Source organism: Bacteroides sp. AM54-2NS (genome assembly GCF_003602935.1).
Lineage (GTDB): Bacteria > Bacteroidota > Bacteroidia > Bacteroidales > Bacteroidaceae > Bacteroides > Bacteroides xylanisolvens.
In genome coordinates this window covers 47,630-70,963 of sequence record NZ_QTMZ01000008.1, presented here as the reverse complement: position 1 = coordinate 70,963, position 23,334 = coordinate 47,630, and the positions used below count along the sequence as shown (strand labels likewise).

Annotated in this window: 24 protein-coding genes and 2 pseudogenes; 21 read left to right on the top strand and 5 right to left on the bottom strand. The window is 40.6% G+C overall.

Translation table 11 applies throughout. The features are described from left to right. Nucleotides 1-2 precede the first annotated feature (2 nt). From DXA05_RS07485 to DXA05_RS07430, 12 genes are all read left to right on the top strand, one after another. The gene (locus DXA05_RS07485; RefSeq protein ID WP_128858995.1) at nt 3-1,277 is read left to right on the top strand and encodes an O-antigen ligase family protein; all 1,275 of its coding nucleotides are present in this window, start codon (nt 3-5) and stop codon (nt 1,275-1,277) included. After that, complete coding sequence (locus tag DXA05_RS07480) at nt 1,261-2,355, top strand: glycosyltransferase family 4 protein (RefSeq protein ID WP_128858994.1); 1,095 nt, start codon at nt 1,261-1,263, stop codon at nt 2,353-2,355. Before DXA05_RS07485 ends, DXA05_RS07480 begins: the two co-directional genes overlap by 17 nt. A gap of 11 nt (nt 2,356-2,366) precedes the next feature. Then, entirely contained in the window at nt 2,367-2,903 is a 537-nt protein-coding gene (locus DXA05_RS07475; protein ID WP_128858993.1) for an acyltransferase, read from the top strand. 460 nt (nt 2,904-3,363) lie between these two features. Next, the gene (locus DXA05_RS07470; protein WP_128858992.1) at nt 3,364-4,560 is read left to right on the top strand and encodes a glycosyltransferase; all 1,197 of its coding nucleotides are present in this window, start codon (nt 3,364-3,366) and stop codon (nt 4,558-4,560) included. Further along, the gene (locus DXA05_RS07465) at nt 4,557-5,699 is read left to right on the top strand and encodes a glycosyltransferase (protein WP_128858991.1); all 1,143 of its coding nucleotides are present in this window, start codon (nt 4,557-4,559) and stop codon (nt 5,697-5,699) included. The genes DXA05_RS07470 and DXA05_RS07465 overlap by 4 nt, the downstream gene beginning before the upstream one ends. Before the next feature lie 6 nt (nt 5,700-5,705). Further along, entirely contained in the window at nt 5,706-6,398 is a 693-nt protein-coding gene (locus DXA05_RS07460; RefSeq protein ID WP_128858990.1) for an acyltransferase, read from the top strand. Between the two features lie 90 nt (nt 6,399-6,488). Continuing rightward, complete coding sequence (locus DXA05_RS07455; protein ID WP_284515462.1) at nt 6,489-7,649, top strand: glycosyltransferase; 1,161 nt, start codon at nt 6,489-6,491, stop codon at nt 7,647-7,649. A gap of 253 nt (nt 7,650-7,902) precedes the next feature. Then, the gene (locus tag DXA05_RS07450) at nt 7,903-8,682 is read left to right on the top strand and encodes a glycosyltransferase (protein ID WP_128858988.1); all 780 of its coding nucleotides are present in this window, start codon (nt 7,903-7,905) and stop codon (nt 8,680-8,682) included. Nucleotides 8,683-8,731: 49 nt separating this feature from the next. Next, nucleotides 8,732-9,853, top strand: coding sequence for a glycosyltransferase family 4 protein (locus DXA05_RS07445; RefSeq protein WP_128858987.1), 1,122 nt, complete (start codon nt 8,732-8,734; stop codon nt 9,851-9,853). Next, a complete protein-coding gene (locus tag DXA05_RS07440; protein WP_087317708.1) occupies nt 9,853-10,749 on the top strand; it encodes an NAD(P)-dependent oxidoreductase in 897 nt (298 codons plus the stop codon). The genes DXA05_RS07445 and DXA05_RS07440 overlap by 1 nt, the downstream gene beginning before the upstream one ends. A gap of 141 nt (nt 10,750-10,890) precedes the next feature. Then, nucleotides 10,891-11,880, top strand: coding sequence for a glycosyltransferase family 4 protein (locus DXA05_RS07435; protein WP_128858986.1), 990 nt, complete (start codon nt 10,891-10,893; stop codon nt 11,878-11,880). A 5-nt stretch (nt 11,881-11,885) separates the two neighbouring features. Further along, a complete protein-coding gene (locus DXA05_RS07430; protein WP_128858985.1) occupies nt 11,886-12,323 on the top strand; it encodes a WbuC family cupin fold metalloprotein in 438 nt (145 codons plus the stop codon). Between the two features lie 206 nt (nt 12,324-12,529). On the opposite strand, the gene DXA05_RS07425 is transcribed toward DXA05_RS07430, so the two are convergent. The 3 genes from DXA05_RS07425 to DXA05_RS07420 all read right to left on the bottom strand — a co-directional run bounded on the left by DXA05_RS07425 (nt 12,530) and on the right by DXA05_RS07420 (nt 13,700). Beyond that, nucleotides 12,530-12,958, bottom strand: coding sequence for an N-acetylmuramoyl-L-alanine amidase (locus DXA05_RS07425; RefSeq protein ID WP_128858984.1), 429 nt, complete (start codon nt 12,956-12,958; stop codon nt 12,530-12,532). Nucleotides 12,959-12,962: 4 nt separating this feature from the next. After that, nucleotides 12,963-13,070 carry a smalltalk protein gene (locus DXA05_RS26440; protein WP_004303578.1) on the bottom strand — a complete coding sequence of 36 codons (108 nt, stop codon included), beginning with the start codon at nt 13,068-13,070 and terminating at the stop codon, nt 12,963-12,965. 141 nt (nt 13,071-13,211) lie between these two features. After that, a complete protein-coding gene (locus DXA05_RS07420) occupies nt 13,212-13,700 on the bottom strand; it encodes a DNA-binding protein (RefSeq protein WP_128858983.1) in 489 nt (162 codons plus the stop codon). 219 nt (nt 13,701-13,919) lie between these two features. On the opposite strand from DXA05_RS07420, the gene DXA05_RS07415 reads away from it, so the two are divergent. Beyond that, nucleotides 13,920-14,138 carry a DUF4248 domain-containing protein gene (locus tag DXA05_RS07415; protein WP_004295574.1) on the top strand — a complete coding sequence of 73 codons (219 nt, stop codon included), beginning with the start codon at nt 13,920-13,922 and terminating at the stop codon, nt 14,136-14,138. 181 nt (nt 14,139-14,319) lie between these two features. Here DXA05_RS07415 and DXA05_RS07410 read toward each other — a convergent pair whose 3' ends face one another. Then, entirely contained in the window at nt 14,320-16,161 is a 1,842-nt protein-coding gene (locus DXA05_RS07410) for a DUF3987 domain-containing protein (protein ID WP_044132911.1), read from the bottom strand. 27 nt (nt 16,162-16,188) lie between these two features. Continuing rightward, on the bottom strand, nt 16,189-16,818 hold the full coding sequence (locus tag DXA05_RS07405) for a BT4734/BF3469 family protein (RefSeq protein ID WP_118408530.1): 630 nt from the start codon (nt 16,816-16,818) through the stop codon (nt 16,189-16,191). Between the two features lie 167 nt (nt 16,819-16,985). On the opposite strand from DXA05_RS07405, the gene DXA05_RS26435 reads away from it, so the two are divergent. The 8 genes and pseudogenes from DXA05_RS26435 (at nt 16,986) to DXA05_RS07370 (ending at nt 23,320) form a co-directional block, all read left to right on the top strand. Next, nucleotides 16,986-17,138: a hypothetical protein gene (locus tag DXA05_RS26435; protein WP_165861483.1), complete on the top strand. Its 153-nt coding sequence runs from the start codon at nt 16,986-16,988 to the stop codon at nt 17,136-17,138. Between the two features lie 33 nt (nt 17,139-17,171). Then, nucleotides 17,172-17,357 (top strand): hypothetical protein, encoded by a 186-nt coding sequence (locus DXA05_RS07400; RefSeq protein WP_128858982.1) that lies wholly within the window; start codon nt 17,172-17,174, stop codon nt 17,355-17,357. 61 nt (nt 17,358-17,418) lie between these two features. Further along, nucleotides 17,419-18,581: pseudogene (locus DXA05_RS07395) on the top strand (AAA family ATPase); the annotation flags it as partial. A 289-nt stretch (nt 18,582-18,870) separates the two neighbouring features. Then, a complete protein-coding gene (locus DXA05_RS07390; RefSeq protein ID WP_004317952.1) occupies nt 18,871-19,296 on the top strand; it encodes a SoxR reducing system RseC family protein in 426 nt (141 codons plus the stop codon). A 7-nt stretch (nt 19,297-19,303) separates the two neighbouring features. Next, entirely contained in the window at nt 19,304-20,218 is a 915-nt protein-coding gene (locus DXA05_RS07385) for a Fe-S cluster domain-containing protein (protein WP_008022714.1), read from the top strand. A 24-nt stretch (nt 20,219-20,242) separates the two neighbouring features. Continuing rightward, complete coding sequence (gene rsxC, locus DXA05_RS07380; RefSeq protein WP_004309220.1) at nt 20,243-21,580, top strand: electron transport complex subunit RsxC; 1,338 nt, start codon at nt 20,243-20,245, stop codon at nt 21,578-21,580. Nucleotides 21,581-21,585: 5 nt separating this feature from the next. Then, nucleotides 21,586-22,592 (top strand): annotated as a pseudogene (locus DXA05_RS07375) (RnfABCDGE type electron transport complex subunit D). Next, nucleotides 22,589-23,320 carry an RnfABCDGE type electron transport complex subunit G gene (locus DXA05_RS07370; RefSeq protein ID WP_044133520.1) on the top strand — a complete coding sequence of 244 codons (732 nt, stop codon included), beginning with the start codon at nt 22,589-22,591 and terminating at the stop codon, nt 23,318-23,320. The pseudogene DXA05_RS07375 and the gene DXA05_RS07370 overlap by 4 nt, the downstream one beginning before the upstream one ends. Nucleotides 23,321-23,334 lie beyond the last annotated feature (14 nt).

The window sequence follows — 23,334 nt, the reverse complement described above, 5'->3', positions numbered from 1 at the left end:
GGATGAAAAATATTAATACAAAGAAGGTCGGAGTATTTTACTATTTATTATTGTTGATCGTTTTGACGACATGGACTGATACGGAAAATCTTCCTCCAATATCACTTCGTTTAATTTTTATGGTGGCAGTATTAATGCCGTTGTGGATCAATAAAAGTCATTTGTTGCCTGAAGTTTTTTTCACTTTTGTTGTAATATCTGCATCTAGTTTTGCCGTATCCTATATGCCTGTTGATGGTCTGTATGTTTTTATTACAATGTTAGTGAGTGTGGTAGTTTTAGGAAAATCAAAAGTTGAGAAACTTAAAGTTCCATTAAGTTTTAAAATGTTGTGTTTACTATCTTTATTCATTGACTTATTCTTTTCAAGTAGCTTGGTAGTAACTTTTAGTTGGTTGTCTATTATAGTCGTAGGTGAGTCACTTTTTGATTGTCAAGATTATAAACGGGTCCAATTTATGGCTTTTTCATTTGCGATAATATCTTTAGTGCTTTCTTTGGAGTTTATATTTGTAGGGGGTAATTTTATTACAAGTGTAAATACCTTGGACGGAGATTTAGCGCGTAAAGGATGGACTGATCCTAACTATTTCGGTTCAATTATCGGTATGGGAATTCTAACCTCTTTGATTGAGTTGATAACAAATGAAAAATTATCAAGGAAATTACGGCTTCTGTATTGTTCTACTATTATATTGTCTTTATTTACATTGTTTACAACAGCCTCTCGTGGTGCTGTGGTTGCCTTGGGTTGTTCTTCTCTAATATTGTTGTGGGTTGCTCCTATAAAAAAAACATATCGTTTGGGAATAATTTTTATATGCCTTATAGTATTGTTTTTGATGTATGAACTTCATATGCTTGATCTTCTAATTCTTAGATTCCAAAGTGATGCGGGGGATGCGGGTGGACGTACAGAAATATGGATACCAAGAATAAATGCTTTTTTTAATGACTGTACTCCTTTACAATGGATTTTTGGATTAGGAACGGATGAAGCGATGAAGTTGGGAACTAACCAATTTATAGGATTTCATAATGATTATTTGTCTATACTGGTTAAATACGGATTTATTGGTTTTTTTTGCTTGATCGGCTTGTTGTTGAATCCTTTTATATCTTGTCGAAAAAACAAAGGAATTGTGTTCTCAGGGCTTGTATACATTGCTTTATGTATGTTTTCTATAGAACCTTTTACTGGAGGGCAATGGGGGTGTTTATATTTTTATTTATATATATTAATATTAAGTCAGGTGAGGTATGAAAAACAAATATGATGTTAAGGAATTTTGTTTTGTGCCTCCTCCTTATGGAGGGGTCAGTGTATATGTGAAAAGGCTTATTAATAAATTGAATGCAGACAATTATAAAGTAGGAGGTTTTTACCTAAAAACTAATGATCATTCTTTGAAAATATCTCCTTTATATGATTCTTGGAAATGGATGCAAACGTACTTATTTCCTATTAAAATATGGGAATATTTAAAGATAGTAAGACCATATAAGATTGTACATTCACATTTTAGTTTGGAAGGAATGCCATATTTTTGGGTAATAAAAAATTGGGCAAAAAAGAAGATAGTAATAACAGTACATAATTCTATGGTATTAAATTCTTATGCCCAAACAAATGTTGTAAATCGTTTCTTCTTAAATAAAATGTTACGTTCTAAGGGGGTTTGCTGGATTACGGTAAGTGAACAAGGGAAAGAGCAACTAATGTCTTTGCCTGTACAGCCAATTTCTCCTGTGCATGTTATACCGGCTTATGTGCCAATAGTTGACATATATTATACTCCTCTTCCTGCAGATTTACAAAAATATATTGATAGTCATAAGAATTGTATTGCTTTCTATGGTCATAGCTTTATGCAGAATAATGGAATAGATGTATATGGATTTAAAAGTATTATAGATGTATATGCTGATATAGTCAATAGTCTGAGTAATCAAATAGGTCTTGTGCTTTGTATTTCGGATAATCACGATGTTAAAAGGATTGAAGAAATGCATAAATACGCAAAATTTCGTGGAGTAAATGATTTCATATATTGGCAGACTGGAGCTATAGATAATATTAGGACATTATGGAAAAATGTTAGTATATATGTTAGGCCTACTTCTACTGATGGGGATAGTGTTGCTATAAGGGAGGCATTGGACGAAGGAACAATTGTTATTGCAAGTGATGTTTGCAAAAGACCAGAGGGGGTGATTACATATAGATTTGGCGATGAAGAAGATTTATTGCAAAAGATAGCGGTAAACATTAATTGTCCTAAAAAGAAAGTCAAGCCAAATTTTAAGTATTATAAAATGATGAAAAATATTTATGATGACTTGTTGGCTAAATAAATTTTTCTAAGATGATAGATATTAAAGAGCTTTTTACGAGGATATATAATAAGATATACGTTCCTTGGTATAAGAAACGTATGGGCAGTTGTGGGGATAATGTTTATTTTTCACCATTTGATAGTGTCTTTTCTTATGAAAATCTATATGTGGGTAATAATGTTTGTATTGGTTATCACGCTGATTTCATTTCAACAAGGAGGAAAATAATAATCAATGACCATGTAATATTTGGACCTAATGTCAGTATACGTGGTGGAGATCATCGTACAGATATTGTAGGGCGTTTTATTGATGAAATTAAAGATTGTGACAAGCTTCCAGAAAATGATGCGGATGTTATATTTGAAGGTGATAATTGGATTGGTATGAATTCTACTATACTTAAAGGTGTGACCATAGGGAGAGGATGTATTGTTGCAGCAGGAGCAGTCGTGACAAAGAGTACGTTACCATATAGTATAGTAGGAGGAGCGCCTGCAAGAATCTTGAAAATGCGTTTTACCCAAGAACAAATAGAAAAGCATGAAATAAAACTTTATAAGTAAGTATATGCAGGCAAAATTATTTATTTTATTCTATAACAATCACTTCTATGATTAATAAGTGTTGTTCCTTATGCTTGTCTTATGATATTGGTGGTCAAGAGATTTCAGATGTATATTGGTATTTTTAAAAGCAGTGTTCTGATATTGGGATTTTGGATAACTCTCATTGTCTCATACTTTTGGAAACAGGATATGGCTTGAAACAATATAATACCTGTTATTACATTGGCTATTGGAGCTATAACAGAACCCCTATGATATTTGCATTATCTTTTTGTAAGTTCATTATTTCAGTGTATAGCTAGAGAAACATTTGTTATTGTTGCTTTTTAATAGATGGTAATTATATTGTATAATATTTGTTGATTGGTAATTCGATGATTAAATATATGATACTTTTGGTTTGCCTATGGGTAATCATCTGTGTCAAGAGTAAACTAAAGAAACAGATAAATTAAATATGGCAGTACTATTTATATCAAGTTTAACTCCGGATAGGCAGGAATATTGGACGAATGGGTTTGCACGTTCTGGATTTAATGCTATACAAGGAGTTGGTCTTTCTATGACAAATATAATCGGGAACGAGAATATAGAGTTTTTTTCGATGCCATCATATCAGTCGTTCCCAAATGGTCCTATGTGGCTGAATGGTAAAACAGATACATTGGAGAATGGTGCAACTGTTACTATTCTTCCTACTCTAAATTTTAAAATTATCAAAACTATTCATTGGAGTTTGCAATATGCAAAGATTATAAAACAATGGGCAAAACGACATCAGGGAGAAGATTGTAAAGTATTCATTTATAATACCTATCATCCATCAATAGATTATATTTATAAGGCGTGTAAAAAGGCTGGTGTCAAGATTTATTGTATGCTTTATGATTTAGGAATTCCACCTAAACGGCTTGGATTGACTAAATTATCAATGTATGGATATAAATGGGCAGAAAGAGCTGCAGAAAAATACATTCCACTTTTGGATGGTCGTATTGTAATTAATGAACGTATAATTGATCATTATGCCCCTGGAAAAGATTATCTTCTCATTGATGGAGGAATTACCGATCAGCTTGTTTCAAAGTTATTCTCTCTTAAAGAATCTAAATCCTCAGTGTATACTTTTGTACTTGCTGGTATGTTATGGGATCAGAATGGAACCAGATTAGTTCTTAATGCCCTTAAATCTCGTCCAAAATTGAACGTAAAGGTAAGGATATGTGGTAAAGGTATTGACGTTCAGCTGATAGAAGAATCTGCCAAATTAGATTCTCGTATAGAATATCTTGGTATGCTAAATCAGGATCAGTTGTTCAAAGTATATGAAGATGCTGATGTTCTTCTTAATCTTCGTATAGAAGAAGAAGAAGATTTCCATTTCCCTGGAAAACTGTTAGAATGCCTTTCAATGGGTAAATTGGTTATTTCTACTCCTATTGCTCATGCAGAACGAGATTATGGACAATACATGAAAATATTGCATGATGTTTCTAGCGAAGGACTTGCTAATCTGATGTATGAGATAACAGAAACTTCTAAACACGATTTGTTTGAATTTGGTCAGAAAGCCCGAGCTTTTATGCTAGAGAATCGTACATGGAGTATAAGGACAAAGAGCATTGTTGAATATATGCAATTGAATACAAAATGAAATTAACAGTATTCACAAATTTTTTGAATCATCACCAGGTACAGGTTATGGATCAGTTATATAATCTATTGGGAAATGATTTTCGTTTTGTTACAACACTTCTGTCTGACCAAGAATACATGAAAGGTGGTGATGATTATAGTAATCGTTCATATTGTTTATGTGCAGCAAGAGATAAGTCCACATTTACAGAAGCTCTGCGTCTTGCCATAGAATCAGAAACATGTATTTTTGGGGCAGATTCCTACGAGTTTGCTATTGCAAGAGCGAAACAGAATCCAATGGGACTTAGCTTCGAGATGGGAGAGCGTTGGCTTAAGAGAGGTTGGGTTAATGTTATTTCTCCCAATTTTTTGAAATGGTGGCTAAACTATATCCGCTATTTTAGGAAAGCAAATTTTTATCAACTTTGTTGTTCTGCTTTCGCATCAATAGATATGCAAAAATTGCATACTTATGAGAATAGGTGCTACAAGTGGGGATATTTTACTCATGTTGATGAAAGCTTTGATACTGAAATTTCTATGGGGGATGTTTCTACCTCTGAAGTTATATCATTTATGTGGTGTAGCAGATATCTGAGGTGGAAACATCCTGAACTACCAGTAAGGATGGCTGCTAGACTAAAGGCCGAAGGGTATAAGTTTATATTGGATATGTATGGTCATGGAGTTGTTTTTGATATAACGAAGCGCTTAGCGAAGCAACTCAATGTTGAAGATGTTGTAATTTTCAAAGGGAACTTGCCGAATGAACAGATTCTCCAGGCGATGCGCGAACATAAAGTATTTCTATTTACCTCTGATCAAAATGAAGGTTGGGGAGCTGTAGCTAATGAAAGCATGAGTAATGGATGTGTTCTTATTGGCTCAGATGCTACAGGTGCTGTTCCTTATCTTTTGGTTGATGGAGTTAATGGGTTGATTTTTGAATCTTGCAATTTGGATTCTCTCTGTGAAAAGGCTAAATATATTTTAGACAATCCTAAAGAGCTCCATCGACTTTCTCGAAATGGTATAGCAACGATGAGAAGTATATGGTCTCCAAAAAATGCGGCTAAAAATTTGATATGTCTTATAAACCAGATTAATTATCAAGATTTTTCAATTATATTACAAGGCCCTTGTAGTAAGGCATAATTTTTCATGAATCCAAAAACATTTATAAAAAAACATTTTTTTGCTAACTATATGTTAGCAAAAGTGTATCGATTGTTTGGGCGAAACAAGTTTGATATAAAAGGACAAGATAATAAGATTAATTGTAATGTTTCGGGTCTTTATCTTTCTCATGCAAAAATATTTATTCGAGGTAATAGAAATTTACTTTTGTTTTCATCCAATAAGGTCGGAGAAGTTACACATTTTGAAAAATTGAATGTATCTATTTGGGGCAACGACAATACCATTACTATAGGTTCACATAGTTCTGGAAATGGCCTTAGAATCAGTATTGAAGATGATAATAATCACATTATTTTGGGTGATAGATTTACTGTAGGTAGCAATACGGAGCTGGCAGCTATAGAAGGAACGACAATAGAATTTGGTTACGATTGTCAACTTTCAGCAAATATAACATTACGAACAGGAGATAGCCATAGCATTACAGACCTGCAAGGTAATCGTATTAATCCAAGCAAGTCTATAAAAATAGGTAATCATGTTTGGATAGGTAATACTGTATTGATATTTAAGAACGCCATAGTAGGTGATAACTCAATTGTGGCTGGAGGATCCGTGGTGGGGGGCAAGGTGTTTCCATCAAACTGTATTGTTGGAGGAAATCCTGCCAAAGTGATAAAAGAGGGTGTAAACTGGGAACGACAGAGATTTTAAATTTAGATTTGTATGCCAAAGCTTTTACAAATAAATACCTGCATAACTCAATCGACAGGGAGAATCGTACAACAGATAGGTGAGAAGGCAATGAGTGAAGGTTGGGAGAGTTATATCGCCTTTCCAGCACGTGTACCGATAGTTGCCAGCAAATCTATGTTAATTAAAATAGGTTCAAAAGCGGACCAGTATTTTCATGCATTAATGACACGTGTTTTTGATTGTTGCGGCTTTCTTTCCAAACATGCGACAAAACGACTCATTCAAAAGATTAAAAATATTAACCCTAATGTAATCCAACTGCATAATCTTCATGGGTATTATCTGAATATACCAATTTTATTTGACTATCTTAAGCAATCTGGGATACCAGTGGTATGGACGTTGCATGATTGTTGGGCATTCACGGGACATTGTGTACATTACACCTGTGTGAAGTGTAATAGATGGAAGACAGGTTGCTATGCTTGTCCACGAAAGAATTCTTATCCAAATTCTTTTGTATTTGATCGCTCTAGACAGAATTATGCTATGAAGAAAAAGACTTATGCAGATATACCTAATATGACGATAGTGCCAGTATCGTTCTGGTTGGGGGATGTTACTCGGCAATCAATGTTAGGAACATATCCAATTTGTGTTATTCAAAATGGTATAGATGTACATACTTTTCGTCCTCGTACCGAAGCAGTTCGTCGGATTAGGGCACAGTATGGATTAGATAATAAATATGTTATACTTGGTGTAGCTACAGGTTGGAGTGAAGAGGTGGGGCTTTCTACTTTTTTTAGATTGCGTAACAAACTTTCTTCCGATTTTGCTATTGTTATGGTTGGATGTACGTCAGACATAATAAAACAGTTGCCTAATGGGATAATTGGCATTGCTCGTACTAATAATGTAGATGAACTGGCAAGCATCTATTCTGCAGCCGATATCCTATTTAATGGTTCTTATCAAGAGACATTTGGTCTTGTTACTGCAGAGGCATTGTCTTGTGGTACACCTGCTATAGTTTATAATGCCACTGCGTGTGCGGAAATTGTAACCAAAGAAACTGGCTATGTAGCAGAAGCTAAAGATGAGATGCAGGTATTAAAATTTATTCTTTATGATAGTGAACTAAGTTGTGAAGAACGTAATAGGAGAAGTCTGATTTGTCGAAAATATGCAATAGAACATTTTGATAAGGAAAAGAAGTATAACGAATACATAGACCTGTATAAACAGATTTTGGATACATATCAATGAGAGCGTTAATTATTTCTTTAAATTTTAACCCCGGACACGTGAGTCACATGGTCGCAAGCTACAAGCAATGCGAAGAGTTGGGTTACGAATCTGTATATTATGTCAATCCTGCCTTTATACCATTTTTGCCGAAGGATAGTAGGGCTGTGTCTGCCACCGATGGGAAAAGGCTAAAAACAGATCTGGCCATCTTCCTCTTCCCAAGTCAAAAGAATCTACACTTATCTGGAAACTGAAACGACAGGGGGCGAAGGTGGTGTATATCTTCCACGAGCCTCTGGCTCCGATGAAGGTGTATCGCGAAGCCGGCTTCTCTAAGAAGTATCTTGCTAAACTTTGGGTGATTGATCATATCAGTGCGCTTACCGTCAAGTGGAGCGATTATGTGCTTATCCCATCGGAGAAAGCTATGAAGTATTATGAGGAGAATAGTCTTTATACGAATAAGAACTATCATTATCTGCCTTTAATGTATAGCGATGAGCGTGAGGAGCGCCATACATTTATACCTCGAATGTATTTCAGTTACATTGGTACAGTGGCGGCAGATCATTCATTTCAGGAATATTTGGAGTTCGTAGAATGGGCGGTAACCAATAATAAGCTTGAGGGCATCAGGTTTATGATTAGTACTAAAAGTGAGTTTGAGATTCCAGAGATAATAAAGAACTCAAATAGAGTCTCCATCCATAAGGGTATTCCTATGACCGATGAGGAGATAAATACTTATTATAGTAGCTCTATAGCAGTATGGAATGCATACGCTCGTACTACTCAAAGTGGTGTATTAGCTAAAAGTTTCATGTTTGCTACACCTGCTGTAGTGATGAGGGCGAATCTCAATGAGTTTACGCATGACGGGGTAAATGTGGTGGCTATTGAGGATAATTCTGATAAAGAGCAGATAGCTGCTGCAATACAGAAGATATACGAGGATCAAGAAAGTTTTTCAACAGAATGTCGTAGGGAATTTGAGAAATCATTCTATTACAGAGTTTATAATGAATTGTTTAAGAAGATAATCTATGGTTAAAGTCAAATTATCCAATTTCTAATTACTGAAGGTGTGGGGGATATAAATAATGAATAACATAACTCAACGACTTTGGATAGTAACCGAACTTTTCCCACCAGATGAAACTTCCACGAGCTATATCCTTGGCGAGATTGCCAATGCGATGGTACAGAAATACAACGTGGGAGTAATTTGTGGTCCTGAGATATATGACAAGCGAAAGAAACTTGACGTAAACAATAAGTTTAGACTTCACGAGAGCATTGAGATACATCGTGCGTTAGGTGCTGATTTGGATAAGAATACCACAAAGGGTAAGGCTCTTTCTTTCATCCTAATGAGTCGAAGAATGATAGCCCTGGTACGTAAGCATGTATGTGCCGGGGATAAGGTGCTGATGGTGACGAATCCGGCTCCTATGATTCCATTAATGGCGAGACTAAAGAAAAAAATAGGATTTGAACTGAACATCCTTGTACATGATGTATTTCCTGAGAATACCCGTCCCGCTGGCTTGAAACTACCCATGTACAGTTTGTTCAAACATATCTTTGATAAGGCTTATACGAAAGCCGATCAGCTGATTGTTCTTGGGCGTGATATGGCAAATGTGCTAGAGCAGAAGGTTGGTAAAGGGGAAAATCCTAAGATCACTATTATAGAAAATTGGGCGGATATCGGTAATATCAAGCCACAGCCGTTTCCGGAGGGTAAGATAATTCTTGAATATGCTGGTAATATTGGGCGTGTGCAAGGATTGGACAAGGTGATGGATATGTTACCAGAGGATGTGGAGCTGCATTTTTATGGTACGGGAGCGATGGAGAAAAAACTCGAGGAGAGAAAGCGGAAAAATGTTTTTTTTCATGGTCCTTATTTCCGTTCTCAGCAGAATGAGGTATTGGCTGCTTGTGATATTGCTCTCGTAACTCTTCAGGAGGGTATGTACGGCCTGGGTGTTCCAAGTAAGACTTACAACATTCTAGCATCAGGTCGTCCTGTTTTGTTCTTTGGACCTAAAGGTAGTGAGATAGATTTATTGATTCGTGAGGAAGGTATTGGCTATTGTGGATGGCCTGAAAAATGGGACAGAACGACTTTGATTGAAATGGGCCGAAAGGCAAGAGTTCTGGCTGAGAGTATGTATTCTGAAAGTGTAATTCTGGATAAATTCTTGAAAGCTATATAATGGATAAATTACTGTTTACCGGTGGTACGGGTTTTCTTGGCAAGAATATCCGTCCGATATTGGACAAAATGTATGAAGTGACTACTTGTGGTATCACTTCTGAAGATATGGTTAAAACGAATTTGGCAAAGGAGGTTCCTCGTCTGGAGCAACATTATGATGTGGTATTGCATGCTTGTGGTAAGGCTCATGTTGTACCTAAGACTGAAGCTGAAAAACAGGCATTTTTTGATGTGAACTATACCGGTACGGTTCATTTGTGTGATGCGCTAGAGAAAGTAGGTCCCCCTAAGGCTCTGGTTTTTATCAGTACTGTGGCTGTATATGGTTGTGAGTCTGGTGAATTGATTACCGAAGAACATCCGCTGGAAGGGGAAACTCCATATGCTAAAAGTAAGATTTTAGCTGAGGAGTATCTGACTAAATGGTGTGGGATGCATAATGTGGTTCTCGGAATTCTTCGTCCTTCACTTCTTGCTGGTAAAGATGCTCCGGGTAATCTTGGTACTATGGTAAATGGTGTGAAGAAAGGTTTTTATATGAATATCGCCGGAGGCAAGGTTGTGAAGAGTATTTTGATGGCAGAAGATATTGCTCGTATCATGCCTGCTTTGGTTGAGAAAGGAGGAGTTTATAATGTGTGTGATACATTCCAACCGACTTTTGGTCAGATTAGCAAGTCGATAGCAGAGCAACTAGGCAAAAGTAGACCTATCTGTATTCCAATGTGGATGGCTAAGTGTATGGCTTTAGCCGGTGATCTTTTAGGGACAATAGCTCCTATCAATAGCTATAAATTAGAAAAGATGACCAAGAACCTCACTTTTAGTAATGAGAAAGCACGTAAAGAACTTGGTTGGGAACCGTTGGATGTACTAACGAATTATAAAATTTGAAGCGGAAGAAGAAACGAATTATTGGGGTTTATTTACAGTGTGCTATATAGAGATTTTTGAAAGCTATAATTTTTTAATATGCACATGAGTTATAAATAAGGATAAGATCATTCCGGATATATTCAGACAAAACTGATTCATATGATAACATACATTATTATTTTTATTCTGCTTCTCATAGCAGAACTCCTCTATTTCCGTATTGCGGATAAATGTAACATCATCGACAAACCCAACGAACGTTCATCACACTCTACGATAGTATTACGTGGTGGCGGAATAATCTTCTTGATTGGTATATGGATTTGGAGTGCCTTCTTCGGATTTCAATATCCTTGGTTTCTAGTCGGCTTGACATTAGTAGCAGGCATTAGCTTTGTAGATGACATCCATTCATTACCGGACTCTGTAAGATTGGTCGCTCAGTTTGCAGCTGCCACAATGGCATTCTATCAGCTCGGCATATTGCATTGGTCAATGTGGTGGATAATATTACTGGCACTAATAGTCTATGTCGGTGCCACGAATGTGATAAACTTCATGGATGGAATCAATGGTATCACAGCAGGCTACTCTTTGGCTGTATTGATACCGTTGGCACTGGTGAATATAAATGGTGTTTTTGTAGAACAGAGTTTGATCATATCAACGATTCTTGCTTCATTGGTGTTTTGTATTTTTAATTTCCGTCCGAAGGGTAAAGCGAAATGCTTCGCAGGGGATGTCGGCTCTATCGGTATTGCTTTTATTATACTGTTTCTGTTAGGTAATGTGATGATCAAGACAACGGATATTACTTGGCTGATATTCTTGTTAGTATATGGTGTGGATGGTTGTCTGACTATTGTACATCGTATTATGTTGCACGAGAACTTGGGCGAGGCACATCGTAAGCATGCTTATCAGATTATGGCTAATGAGTTGAAAGTGGGGCATGTAAAAGTTTCATTACTGTATACGGTTATGCAGTTAGTGATTTCTCTAGGATTTGTCTATCTTTGTCCCGATACGGTGTTTGCTCATTGGTTATATCTGGTGGGTGTATCAGTTGTATTGGCTATTGCTTACATATTGTTCATGAAAAAATACTATCGTTTACATGAAGAATATCTCATATCATTGAAACAATAACGATTATGGAATTTGATAAAGAATTTTTAGATAAGTTATTTGAGCAAGCTAAAGAGAATCCACGTTTGCGTCAGAACTTCGATTTGCGTACCTCACCTGCTGATACCAGCCAGCGAATGCTTAACGCGTTACTTCCGGGTACAGTTGTGCCCATTCATCGGCATGAAGATACTGCCGAAACAGTAATCTGCCTGTGTGGTAAGTTGGACGAAGTAATTTATGAGGAAGTCGTTTCGTATGAGAAGGATACGGATGATTTTCAGAAGGGGATGAGTGTACAAGATGTAGCTCGTAAGGTTGAGTATCGAGAAGTACAGCGTATCCATCTCAATCCTACAGAAGCCAAGTATGGCTGTCAGATACCTAAGGGTGCATGGCATACTGTGGAAGTGATTGAACCATCTGTCATCTTTGAGGCTAAAGATGGAGCTTATACTCGTTGAACGATGAAAAACAATGAATAAGAAGTACTGAAAGTGCTTTTTAATACGCTATGTTATAATTGAACATTTACAATGAGATGGAAAAATGTAGGTCCCTAGATTCATGTGACAAACATGAATCCCTGCATTTCCAAAAAATACCAACTGTCTGTGAAGATCGTTGGTATTTTTTATACAATAAGGCTGTGGTGGAAATCTATAAGAAGCTACTTTTGACAAGAAATTACTTGAGAATACTCTTTCACCGCATCAAAGCACGGACATCCTTTCATTGGATTCAAGTCCCGGTGTCCCACAATCAACGCTTTCGGAAACTGTCTTTTCAACTCCCTCAACAAAGCGAGCAAAGCTCCTTTTTGCTCCAGTGTACGCGTATCTTTCGGCTTCCCGTTCGCATCCAGTCCTCCCTCATAACAAACACCAACCGAATGGGCATTATGATTACGGCAGTGTGCCCCGACCTTTTCTAACGCACGTCCCCGGTGGATCTCCCCATCACGAGTAATGTAAAAATGATAGCCAATATCACGAAAACCACGGTGCAAGATATGATCCTGTCGGCAAGCCTCCGCCGAAAGGGACTTTCCTTCCGGCGTGGCACTGCAATGAATGATAATTAATGTAATAGTCCGCATGGAGTTACATGCAACTTTGTATTCCGAACACACCTCCGATGGCGGTGGCTACAGTGATAACGATTTTGAGAACTAAGCTCCATACAGAGCGGGGAGATGATGATTTACTCATAATAACAGGTTTTAAATAAATTGATAATAGTTTTCTTTTACCACAGATCTACACAGACTCACACAGATAAATAATCGACTACTTTAGCAACTACCAATTCAATATAATCTGTGGAAATCCGTGTCCTCCGTGGTGAACCTTTTAAGCAGCCGGATCAGGCGCTTCACCGCCTCCGTCCGGTTTCGGATCAGGGGTGTCACCTGAATCAGAACCTCCGCCGGCAGTTGTCGGTTTCTGATACTCCGTCTGCTGCTTCAACTGGCTGTTGAGCTTCAGGTTCGTGGTAGACAGATTACCGGTGGCACGAGCTTTCAGACGCATGCCGCTAATATTCTTCTCCAACGAGAATTCTTCCAGCGTATCGGCTGCCTTACTGCGAATACCCACACCAAAAATGGCAAGATCATCAATTTTCACACACTTGCCGTCTAGCAACAATTCCTTGATGCAATCTACCATATCCGAAAGCACACCTTTGATGACACCACCGGAATACGGTGAATTGTGCTTCGACATATGTTCGGCAAGCTTTGCCAAATCAAACGTCTCGTCGCTTACTGCACGGGCGAACCACTTACCCGCATTCAAGCCTTTCTTCTGCTGGTTCTGATAAATTTTGTAACGAATCATAAAACAATAAATTAAAGGGTTAAACATATTGTCCGGGGATTCTTTTCCCTTTCGACGATACAAAAATACTACTCCGGATCTCCCGGAAATCAGATGTGCACGGTTGTGTATGGTAGCGGTCGGTTATTTGTCATTATAGTCGGTTATTCAAAGGAAAAACGTTGGCTATATAGTCGTTTTTTGTTATTTTTGTAACAGTAAATCAGAAATATATCCATCATGAGCGAATTTAAAATACGTGCTTACGGGCGCATGGAACTGGCGCAACTTTATTCTCCGCAACTAACTGACATTGCTGCCTATCGAAAAATGAAGAAATGGATCTCTTTGTGTCCCGGACTTCTGCAACGCCTGTACGACTTAGGCTACGAATCAAAGCGACGCTCATTCACACCATTGGAGGTGAGAGTCATTGTGGATGCTTTAGGAGAGCCTTAAATAAAGCGTCGCTTTATGGTGTCTAAAGCACCGCTTTACGATGTCTAAAGCTTAGCTTTACACCTCCTAAAGCGATGCTTTATGCAGGAAAAACGATTGTATCAGTCAAAACGGATGCGGTAATTGAAATGACTACCGTATCCGTAAGTAAAACGGGTACAGTAGGTACACTTTTTCCGGTTCACTCATACACACACGCACGCGCATACAACCCTTTACCGTCCATACTGATTAATTTTCCGTGTTTGGTGAGCCGTTTCAGCCAAGTGAGGGCTGTATTTTCCTTAATTCCCATGGCAACTGCTTCTTCCAGTAACTGTGTACGAGTAAATTCATCACCCAGTTTCTGGAAAAGATAGTCACGATCGGCATTAGGACGATGGCTGACTTCTGTACTGGGGAGGAACGATAGAATATGCGTGGCATGACAGTAGAGAGGCTCCGCAAGGCTAAGCACAGCATGAAAGTCTTCCTGTGAAATGAATACATCCCAACGGGTAATGATGTCATCTTTGCGGTTGTCGGCAGGAATCTCCTTGTCCGGTGTGAAAGGAGAGGTGGGAGAGGTCTTGAAGTCGTAGGGCTGCGGGCTTTCGAGAGCACGCAATACGGCTACTTCCGACATGATTCTGCATAGATTGACAGCCAGACGTGCCACAAAACTATACATTTCCCTTCCATTAGCTACACTGGAGCGTTCAAATAAGTCGGAAAAGACGGTGTCGATTTCTTCTTTTTGTTCATCCGTGAGTTGCAGGGTATGAATGCCGTGCGATTTTATCACACTCAACTTTTCTTTCCATTCCAGTCCCATAGCGGTGAATATCTCCTCCCAATCTATCTCGTTGTCCATAAATTGGCTGATCCATTTACTGATTCCGCACATGTAATAATATAATTGGCGGGAGTATGATCCGTCTTCTGCCGTCGGAATGAAAGTTTGCACCTGCGACGGCGTACCCGAAATCAGGACGGAAAGATAGCTTTTCTTCACTTCCCGGTATTCCTGGTCGGTGCGGCGGTTGTAGGACAAGCGGTCGTGGTCGAACGCTTTGCGCAGGGTGTCGCTCCAATGACCGTGGTCCGATCCGATGGCGGTGGAGAGAGTGTCCGCTTCCGCTTCGCAGATAAGTCCGGTTCCGTCGGAGTCCATGATGTTTTGTAGGATACCCGTACCGGTGTTGTTGCCCGAAATGAGGAACATCCTGTTAGGGGGCATTTGTGGAGCCTCCTTTTTGGTTCGTTCTTTTCCCATTGCATCATACTCGGCTTTCTCTTTTTTGTATGCTTTCATCTGTATGGTCACTTCTTTGCGGATCTCGTCGTGGATAGGTTCCACGAGTAAGCGGATGTAGGAAAGAATACCTTTGCCGGAAGCCGAAGGAGCCACTACGAAACATTGGAGGCTGGGGTGATGGTATTTGCCGCCATATAGGCATCGCACGTGGCGCGACATACAAGCACCCAGGGCAGTGAGCGCTCCCAATAACATGATGTCGTGTTGTATTGGGTTGCTCCCGGCTTTTATGATACGTTGCAAAAATTCCGGCCAGTCGTTTTCCGGAAAAGTGGGCAATTGATGTTGTGGTTCACTGCCTGGCAATAGTTCTTCTTCCCCTTCTCTATCATCGGAGATATTGTCATTTCCCACCTTATTATGCGCGCCCGTGTGTGGGGGAAATTTGCGTGCTGTACCTGCTGTACCTTTTGTACCTGTGGGATGTTTGGGCATTTCTTCTATGCAGATGCTTACTCCCGTCGCTTCGGCAAGGTGAAAAGCGGTGCCCAGGTGCACTTCTCCACGTTGGGTGTGGAGTGCGTTGGAGAATACCCGTTCGGCATGTTCGCGCTGATACTTGGGAGACACCCGGCACAGGCGGTGAAAAAACTCACGTCCTGCTTCGCCGCAATCCGTTGCGATGGCGAATGACAATTGTACGTATTCAAGATAAGTGGGAGCAATGTCCGCTCCTGCCGTTTCGACTGCTTCGGTGAGACGGCGTAAAGATTCAATATCGGTCATTTGGATTTATGATTTTTGATTTATGATTTATTTGTTGGTGGTTCTGAACAATGCTTCCGGGTCGTAACTAAGGAAACAGGATCTCACGAGGTCTTTGCCGGAGAAATCTACTTTGGATTTTGTTTCGGAAGAAACTGCTGTTACCGTATTGTATGCCGTCTCTACGTATCGCATCGCCCAACTCATGTTGTCTGTGATATTTTGGATGTCATTTGTCGTGGAGGAATAATGGCAGGGAACAAATGCCTTTACACCCAGTCCGCTGGGGCTGACAAAGGTGAGTACAGGTTGTAGGAGAGGATCGTCATAGAGCATACGTCGCATTTCCACTGCTTCCTGATAAGAGTGGAGACCGTCCACATCTACTATCACCAGGTGAGACGGGGAGACGAAATCCTTACTGCTACGGCGGGTGAATGTGCCGCAGGGGGTCACATACGGTAGTAATGACGCTTTGGCGGTTCGTATATCTTCGGAGTTGCGTACTTGTTCGGTCAGGGCTTTGAGATTCTCGTTGCAAGTAATCATTTGGAAAACTTGTTCGATGGAGACTTCGCAGAAGGGGATAAGCGTGGGAGGAGTCATCAGTCGGCCTTGTTTGTCTTTGATAGGAGCGATAGGTGGCATGAAATAGGACATTCTGTAGTTGTTTGGCATCTTTTTCTTTTTGTTTCAAGTTAAAATATTTATTTTTGCAAAAAAATATGAGTGTGTTTCAAAACACGGCGTAAAATTAGTAAATGCAAAATAGACATCGTCCCGACATGTTGGGATGAAAGTGAAAATAATTAACCGTTACGGTGTAATTTTAACAATAAAAAAGAATGGAAAATGAAAAAGGTTTTTATGTAGCTTTAGGAGTTTACATAGGAGAGTTGCAAAAGCGTACGGATTTGAAAAATGACGAAATATGCAAGAGCGTACACATCGGCCACTCTACTTTTAATGATTTAAAAAAGGGGCAAAACGCCCATTGAGTGATTACGTAAAAGTGGTGGAGTGCTGTCTGGATGCCTTCAATGAAGAGGAAGCCGGGGTTATCTGGGATGAATGGAGGAGAATGTATTTTCGATACAGGAGAAGAAAAGAGGAGGAGAGAGGAGAACGGTGAAAAAACAGATAAGGTAAAAGCGGCAGGCGGGAAAAAGTTTCCCGCCTGCGGTCTTTATGAATGGATTTTTTTTGTAGCTTTGTGAAAAATAAGATTGATATGGAAGATTTGTCTGGTAATTTTTATAATTTAAGAAAAAGAAGCGTATGAGTAGCAAGATATACCCCATTGGCATACAGAACTTTGAAAAAATCCGGAAAGACGGTTATTTCTATATTGATAAGACTGCTTTGATTTATCAGATGGTGAAGACAGGCAGTTATTATTTCTTGAGCCGTCCCCGTCGTTTTGGAAAAAGTCTGTTGATATCTACGCTTGAAGCGTATTTCTTGGGCAAGAAAGAACTTTTTGAGGCTTGGCCATGGAAAAGCTGGAAAAGGATTGGACTACATATCCCATTTTTCATATCGATCTTAATACGGAGAAGTATGATACGCGGGAGAGCCTGGATAGTATATTGAATTTCACATTGGAGAAATGGGAACAGCAATATGGCACCGCTCCGTCGGAAACAACTTTTGCATTGCGTTTTCGCGGCCTTATTGAACGGGCTTATGAGCAAACCGGGCAGCGTGTGGTCATTCTGATAGATGAATATGATAAGCCCATGTTACAAGCAATAGGTAACGAGGAGCTTCAGAAGGAATTCCGTAATACCATGAAAGCTTTTTATAGTGTGCTGAAGACCATGGATGGTTGTATTCAGTTTGCATTTTTGACGGGAGTGACGAAATTTGGTAAGGTAAGCGTGTTCAGCGATTTAAATAATCTCGATGACATCTCAATGCGGAAGCAATACGTGGATCTTTGCGGAGTTTCTGAAAAAGAATTGCATGATAATCTGGAAATTGAACTGCATGAACTGGCGGATGCAAAGGAGCTGACTTATGGTGAACTGTGCAATAGATTGAGGGAGTACTATGATGGCTATCATTTTACATACAATTCTATCGGAATATATAATCCGTTCAGCTTGCTTAATACTTTTAAATATAGAGAGTTCGGTAGTTATTGGTTTGAAACGGGAACTCCTACTTATCTAGTGGAGTTGCTGAAAAAACATCATTATGACTTGGAACGTATGGCGCATGAGGAAACGAGTGCCGCTGTATTGAACAGTATTGATTCAACATCGGACAATCCCATTCCGGTCATTTATCAGAGCGGTTATCTCACTATAAAAGGGTATGACGAAGAATTTGGAATTTATAGTTTAGGCTTCCCTAATCGCGAAGTAGAGGAAGGATTTATTAAATTTTTGCTTCCCTTTTATGCGAACACCAATGCGGTAGAGTCGGAGTTTGAAATATATAGAACTTTAACGCGAAAATGCGTAATATTGAGAAATGGATAGTGGAGTAATCTGTGAAATAATTGATGGAAAATCCCGGCTGAAGAAATAAAACGGCTGGGATTTTTTGTTTAGGATGTCTATTTGCCATTCTTGAAAAATATCAAATGGTAGCTATATCTTTTCCGTGTGCGATAACGAAAACGCAAAAAATAACAATTTATTATGTAGAAAAAGTTGGGGGAATGCTTCGTAGTTCATAAATAATGATTAAATTTGCCGCGATTTGTAATGCGGAGTTTGCAAAATGACGAATAATACTATAAAGCATCTAGGTATTGTGGAAAACATCCAAGGTTCTCATCTGTCGGTGAGGATTGTCCAGACATCGGCTTGCGCGGCTTGTAGCGCAAAGGGGCATTGTTCCTCGGCGGATAGTAAGGACAAAATCATAGATATTATAGATACCGCGGCTTCTTCCTATCAGGTGGGAGAGAAGGTGATGGTGGTCGGCGAAACGTCGATGGGCATGATGGCAGTGGTATTGGCTTTCGTACTTCCTTTCGTACTTCTTATTTTTTCATTGTTTCTTTTGATGGCGTGGATAGAGAATGAGTTGTATGCAGCACTTCTTTCTCTGGCTGTCCTTATACCTTATTATTTCGTTTTGTGGCTCAATAAAACGCGACTCAAACAACAATTTTCATTTACTATAAAACCAATAAATAACTAAAAACATTATGAATTTGATTCTGATTGCAGTGATTTCATTGGGAGCTATAGCGCTCGTGCTGGCCGCTATTCTTTATGTGGCTTCCAAGAAATTTGCCGTGTATGAAGACCCGCGGATTGCTCAGGTGGGAGAAGTGCTTCCCCAGGCTAATTGTGGTGGATGTGGCTATCCCGGTTGTAGCGGATTTGCCGACGCTTGCGTCAAAGCCGGTTCGCTGGATGGTAAATTCTGCCCCGTAGGTGGACAACCTGTCATGGCACAAATTGCTGATATCCTCGGACTTGCAGCCGGTGAAGCTGAACCGATGGTAGCAGTGGTAAGATGTAACGGAACGTGTGCCAATCGTCCGCGTACCAACCAATATGATGGTGCGAAGAGTTGTGCTATTGCCGCTTCGCTGTATGGTGGGGAAACGGGATGTAGTTACGGATGTCTGGGGTGTGGCGACTGTGTGGCTGCTTGTCAGTTCGATGCCATCCACATGAATCCTGAAACGGGGCTTCCGGAAGTGGATGAAGCGAAATGTACCGCTTGTGGCGCCTGTGTGAAGGCTTGCCCGAAAGCGATCATCGAAATCCGTCCGCAAGGAAAGAAGTCACGCCGCGTGTATATCTCTTGTGTGAATAAAGACAAGGGAGCTGTGGCACGTAAGGCTTGTACAGTGAGCTGTATCGGCTGTGGCAAGTGTGTGAAGACTTGTCCGTTCGAGGCTATTACGCTGGAAAACAATTTGGCTTACATCGATCCGAACAAGTGTAAATCTTGCCGGAAATGTGTGGAAGTTTGTCCGCAGAATAGCATTATCGAGTTGAATTTCCCGCCGCGGAAACCGAAAGAAGAAGCTCCGGCTGCTCCGAAACCGGCTACAAAAGTGGAAACTCCTGCTGCAAAGGCTACAGAAGCTCCGAAAGTAACAGAATAATAACAGAAAAAAATACAGAACTGTATGTTAAAGACATTTTCAATTGGTGGAGTTCATCCACACGAAAATAAATTGTCGGCACATCAACCTATTATCACAGCGGAAGTTCCTGCAAAGGCTGTTATTTTGCTGGGGCAGCATATCGGTGCGCCTGCAAAACCGGTTGTAGCGAAAGGGGATGTGGTAAAGGTAGGCACACGGATTGCCGAACCTGCCGGCTTTGTTTCGGCAGCAATTCACTCTTCGGTCAGTGGTAAAGTGGCGAAGATTGATACCATAGTCGATGCCAGCGGTTATGCGAAACCTGCCATCTTCATTGATGTGGAAGGCGACGAATGGGAAGAAACAATCGACCGTAGCACCACACTGGTGAAAGAGTGTGAACTTTCCGCAGAAGAGATCGTGAAGAAGATTGCCGATGCTGGAATCGTAGGTCTGGGCGGTGCTTGTTTCCCTACGCAGGTGAAACTTTGTCCTCCTCCTTCTTTCAAGGCTGAATGTGTGATTATCAATGCCGTAGAGTGTGAACCTTACCTGACTGCCGACCATCAGCTGATGCTGGAACACGCGGAAGAAATCATGGTGGGTGTTTCTATCCTGATGAAAGCGGTGAAAGTGAACAAGGCATTTATCGGAATCGAAAATAATAAGCCGGATGCTATCGAACTGATGACCAAAGTGGCTTCCAGCTATGCAGGTATCGAAGTAGTGCCCTTGAAGGTGAAATATCCGCAAGGAGGTGAAAAGCAGCTGATCGACGCGATTACCAAACGTCAGGTGGCGAGCGGTGCATTGCCTATCTCTACGGGAGCAGTCGTGCAGAACGTGGGAACAGCATTTGCCGTTTATGAAGCTGTACAGAAAAATAAGCCGTTGTTCGAACGTGTAATTACCGTGACAGGAAAGTCGGTTGCGAAACCTTCCAACTTCCTGGCTCGTATCGGTACACCGATGAAACAGTTGATTGACGCTTGCGGTGGTCTGCCCGAAGATACGGGTAAGGTGATCGGTGGCGGTCCGATGATGGGTAAGGCGCTCGTAAATATCGAGGTTCCTACTGCGAAGGGCAGTTCCGGTATCCTGATTATGAATCAGAAGGAAGCCAAACGTGGTGAGGCGCAGACTTGTATCCGTTGCGCGAAGTGCGTGAGTGCCTGTCCGATGGGACTGGAACCGTACTTGCTCGGAGCTTTGTCCGAAAACGGAGATTTTGAAACAATGGAAAAAGAAAGAATCATGGATTGTATCGAGTGCGGCTCTTGCCAGTTCACTTGTCCTGCCAACCGTCCGTTGCTCGACTACTGTCGTCTGGGCAAAGGTAAAGTAGGTGCTATGATTCGTGCACGTCAAGCTAAAAAATAACGAATATGGAAAATAAATTAATCGTATCACTATCACCCCACGTTCATGGCGGAGACAGCGTACAGAAAAATATGTATGGCGTGCTGATCGCACTGATTCCGGCTTTTCTGGTGTCTCTCTATTTCTTCGGACTGGGTGCCCTGATTGTCACGGCTACTTCCGTTGCAGCTTGTTTGTTCTTCGAATGGGCGATCGGGAAATATTTAATGAAGAAACCTACCACTACCATCTGCGACGGCTCTGCCGTCATCACAGGTGTGTTGCTGGCATTCAACTTACCGTCTAATCTCCCTATCTGGATTATCATTCTGGGTGCACTGTTTGCTATCGGTGTAGGCAAAATGTCTTTCGGCGGATTAGGTTGCAATCCTTTCAATCCGGCACTGGCAGGACGTGTGTTCCTGTTGCTTTCTTTCCCGGTGCAGATGACCAGCTGGCCGGTAGTCGGACAGTTGACCGCTTATACGGATGCTACCACCGGTGCCACTCCGCTGGCATTGATGAAACAAGCGATTCATGCTGCAGATAAAAGTGCGGCTATGGATGCTTTAAACCAGATTCCGGATGCATTGAGTTTGCTGATCGGACAGAATGGCGGATGCTTGGGTGAAGTGAGTGCATTGGCTCTATTGATCGGACTGGTTTATATGCTCTGGAAGAAGATCATCACTTGGCATATTCCTGTGTCTATCCTGGCTACCGTGTTTATCTTTGCAGGTATCATGCACTTGGCAGATCCGGAAAAATATGTTTCTCCGGTATTGCAGTTGCTCTCCGGTGGTCTGATGCTGGGTGCTGTCTTTATGGCAACCGACTATGTGACTTCTCCGATGAGTAAGAAAGGAATGTTGATTTATGGTGTATGTATCGGTCTGCTGACGGTTGTTATCCGTCTGTTCGGTGCTTATCCCGAGGTATGTCGTTCGCCATCCTGATTATGAATGCGTTCACTCCGCTGATTAACACCTATTGTAAACCAAAACGCTTTGGGGAGGTAGCGAAGAAGAAATGAAAAAGTTAGAATCATCTTTAAAGAATATGTTGCTGGTACTTACGGGCGTGACTGCTGTCTCCGTAGCGTTGCTGGCTTATGTAAATGAACTGACAAAAGGTCCTATTGCCGAAGCGAATGCGAAGACACTGAACGAGGCTTTGAAAAAGGTTCTTCCCGAATTTACCAATAATCCGGTAGCGGAAAGCGATACGATCTTCAGCGAGAAAGACGGAAAGAAGAATGTTGACTTTATCGTTTATCCGGCTAAGAACGGCGAAGAATTGGTAGGAACGGCCGTCGAAGCTAAATCAATGGGATTTGGTGGCGAACTGAAAGTGTTGGTAGGCTTTAACGCCGAAGGTAAAATCTATAATTACTCGTTACTCGCTCACGCGGAAACTCCGGGACTGGGTTCTAAAGCCGACAAATGGTTCGGAGCATACGACCCTGCCAAGGGAGAACAGGCTGTGTCTCACGAAGAGAGTAAAAAGTCTATTTTGGGGATGAATCCGGGTGAAACTCCGTTGACTGTCAGCAAGGATGGGGGAGCGGTGGATGCCATTACAGCTTCTACCATTACTTCACGTGCGTTTCTGAATGCTGTAAATGCTGCTTATCAGGCTTATAAGGCCGAAGGTGGTGAGGTGAACGGTGTCAGCGGTGCTTCTCAAAAGGCTACAGGTGCAGACGCTGCTACAGGAGCTACGATAAAAGTTGAACTTACTGATTCGGTCAGTGCTAAATAAGAAAGGAGACAGAT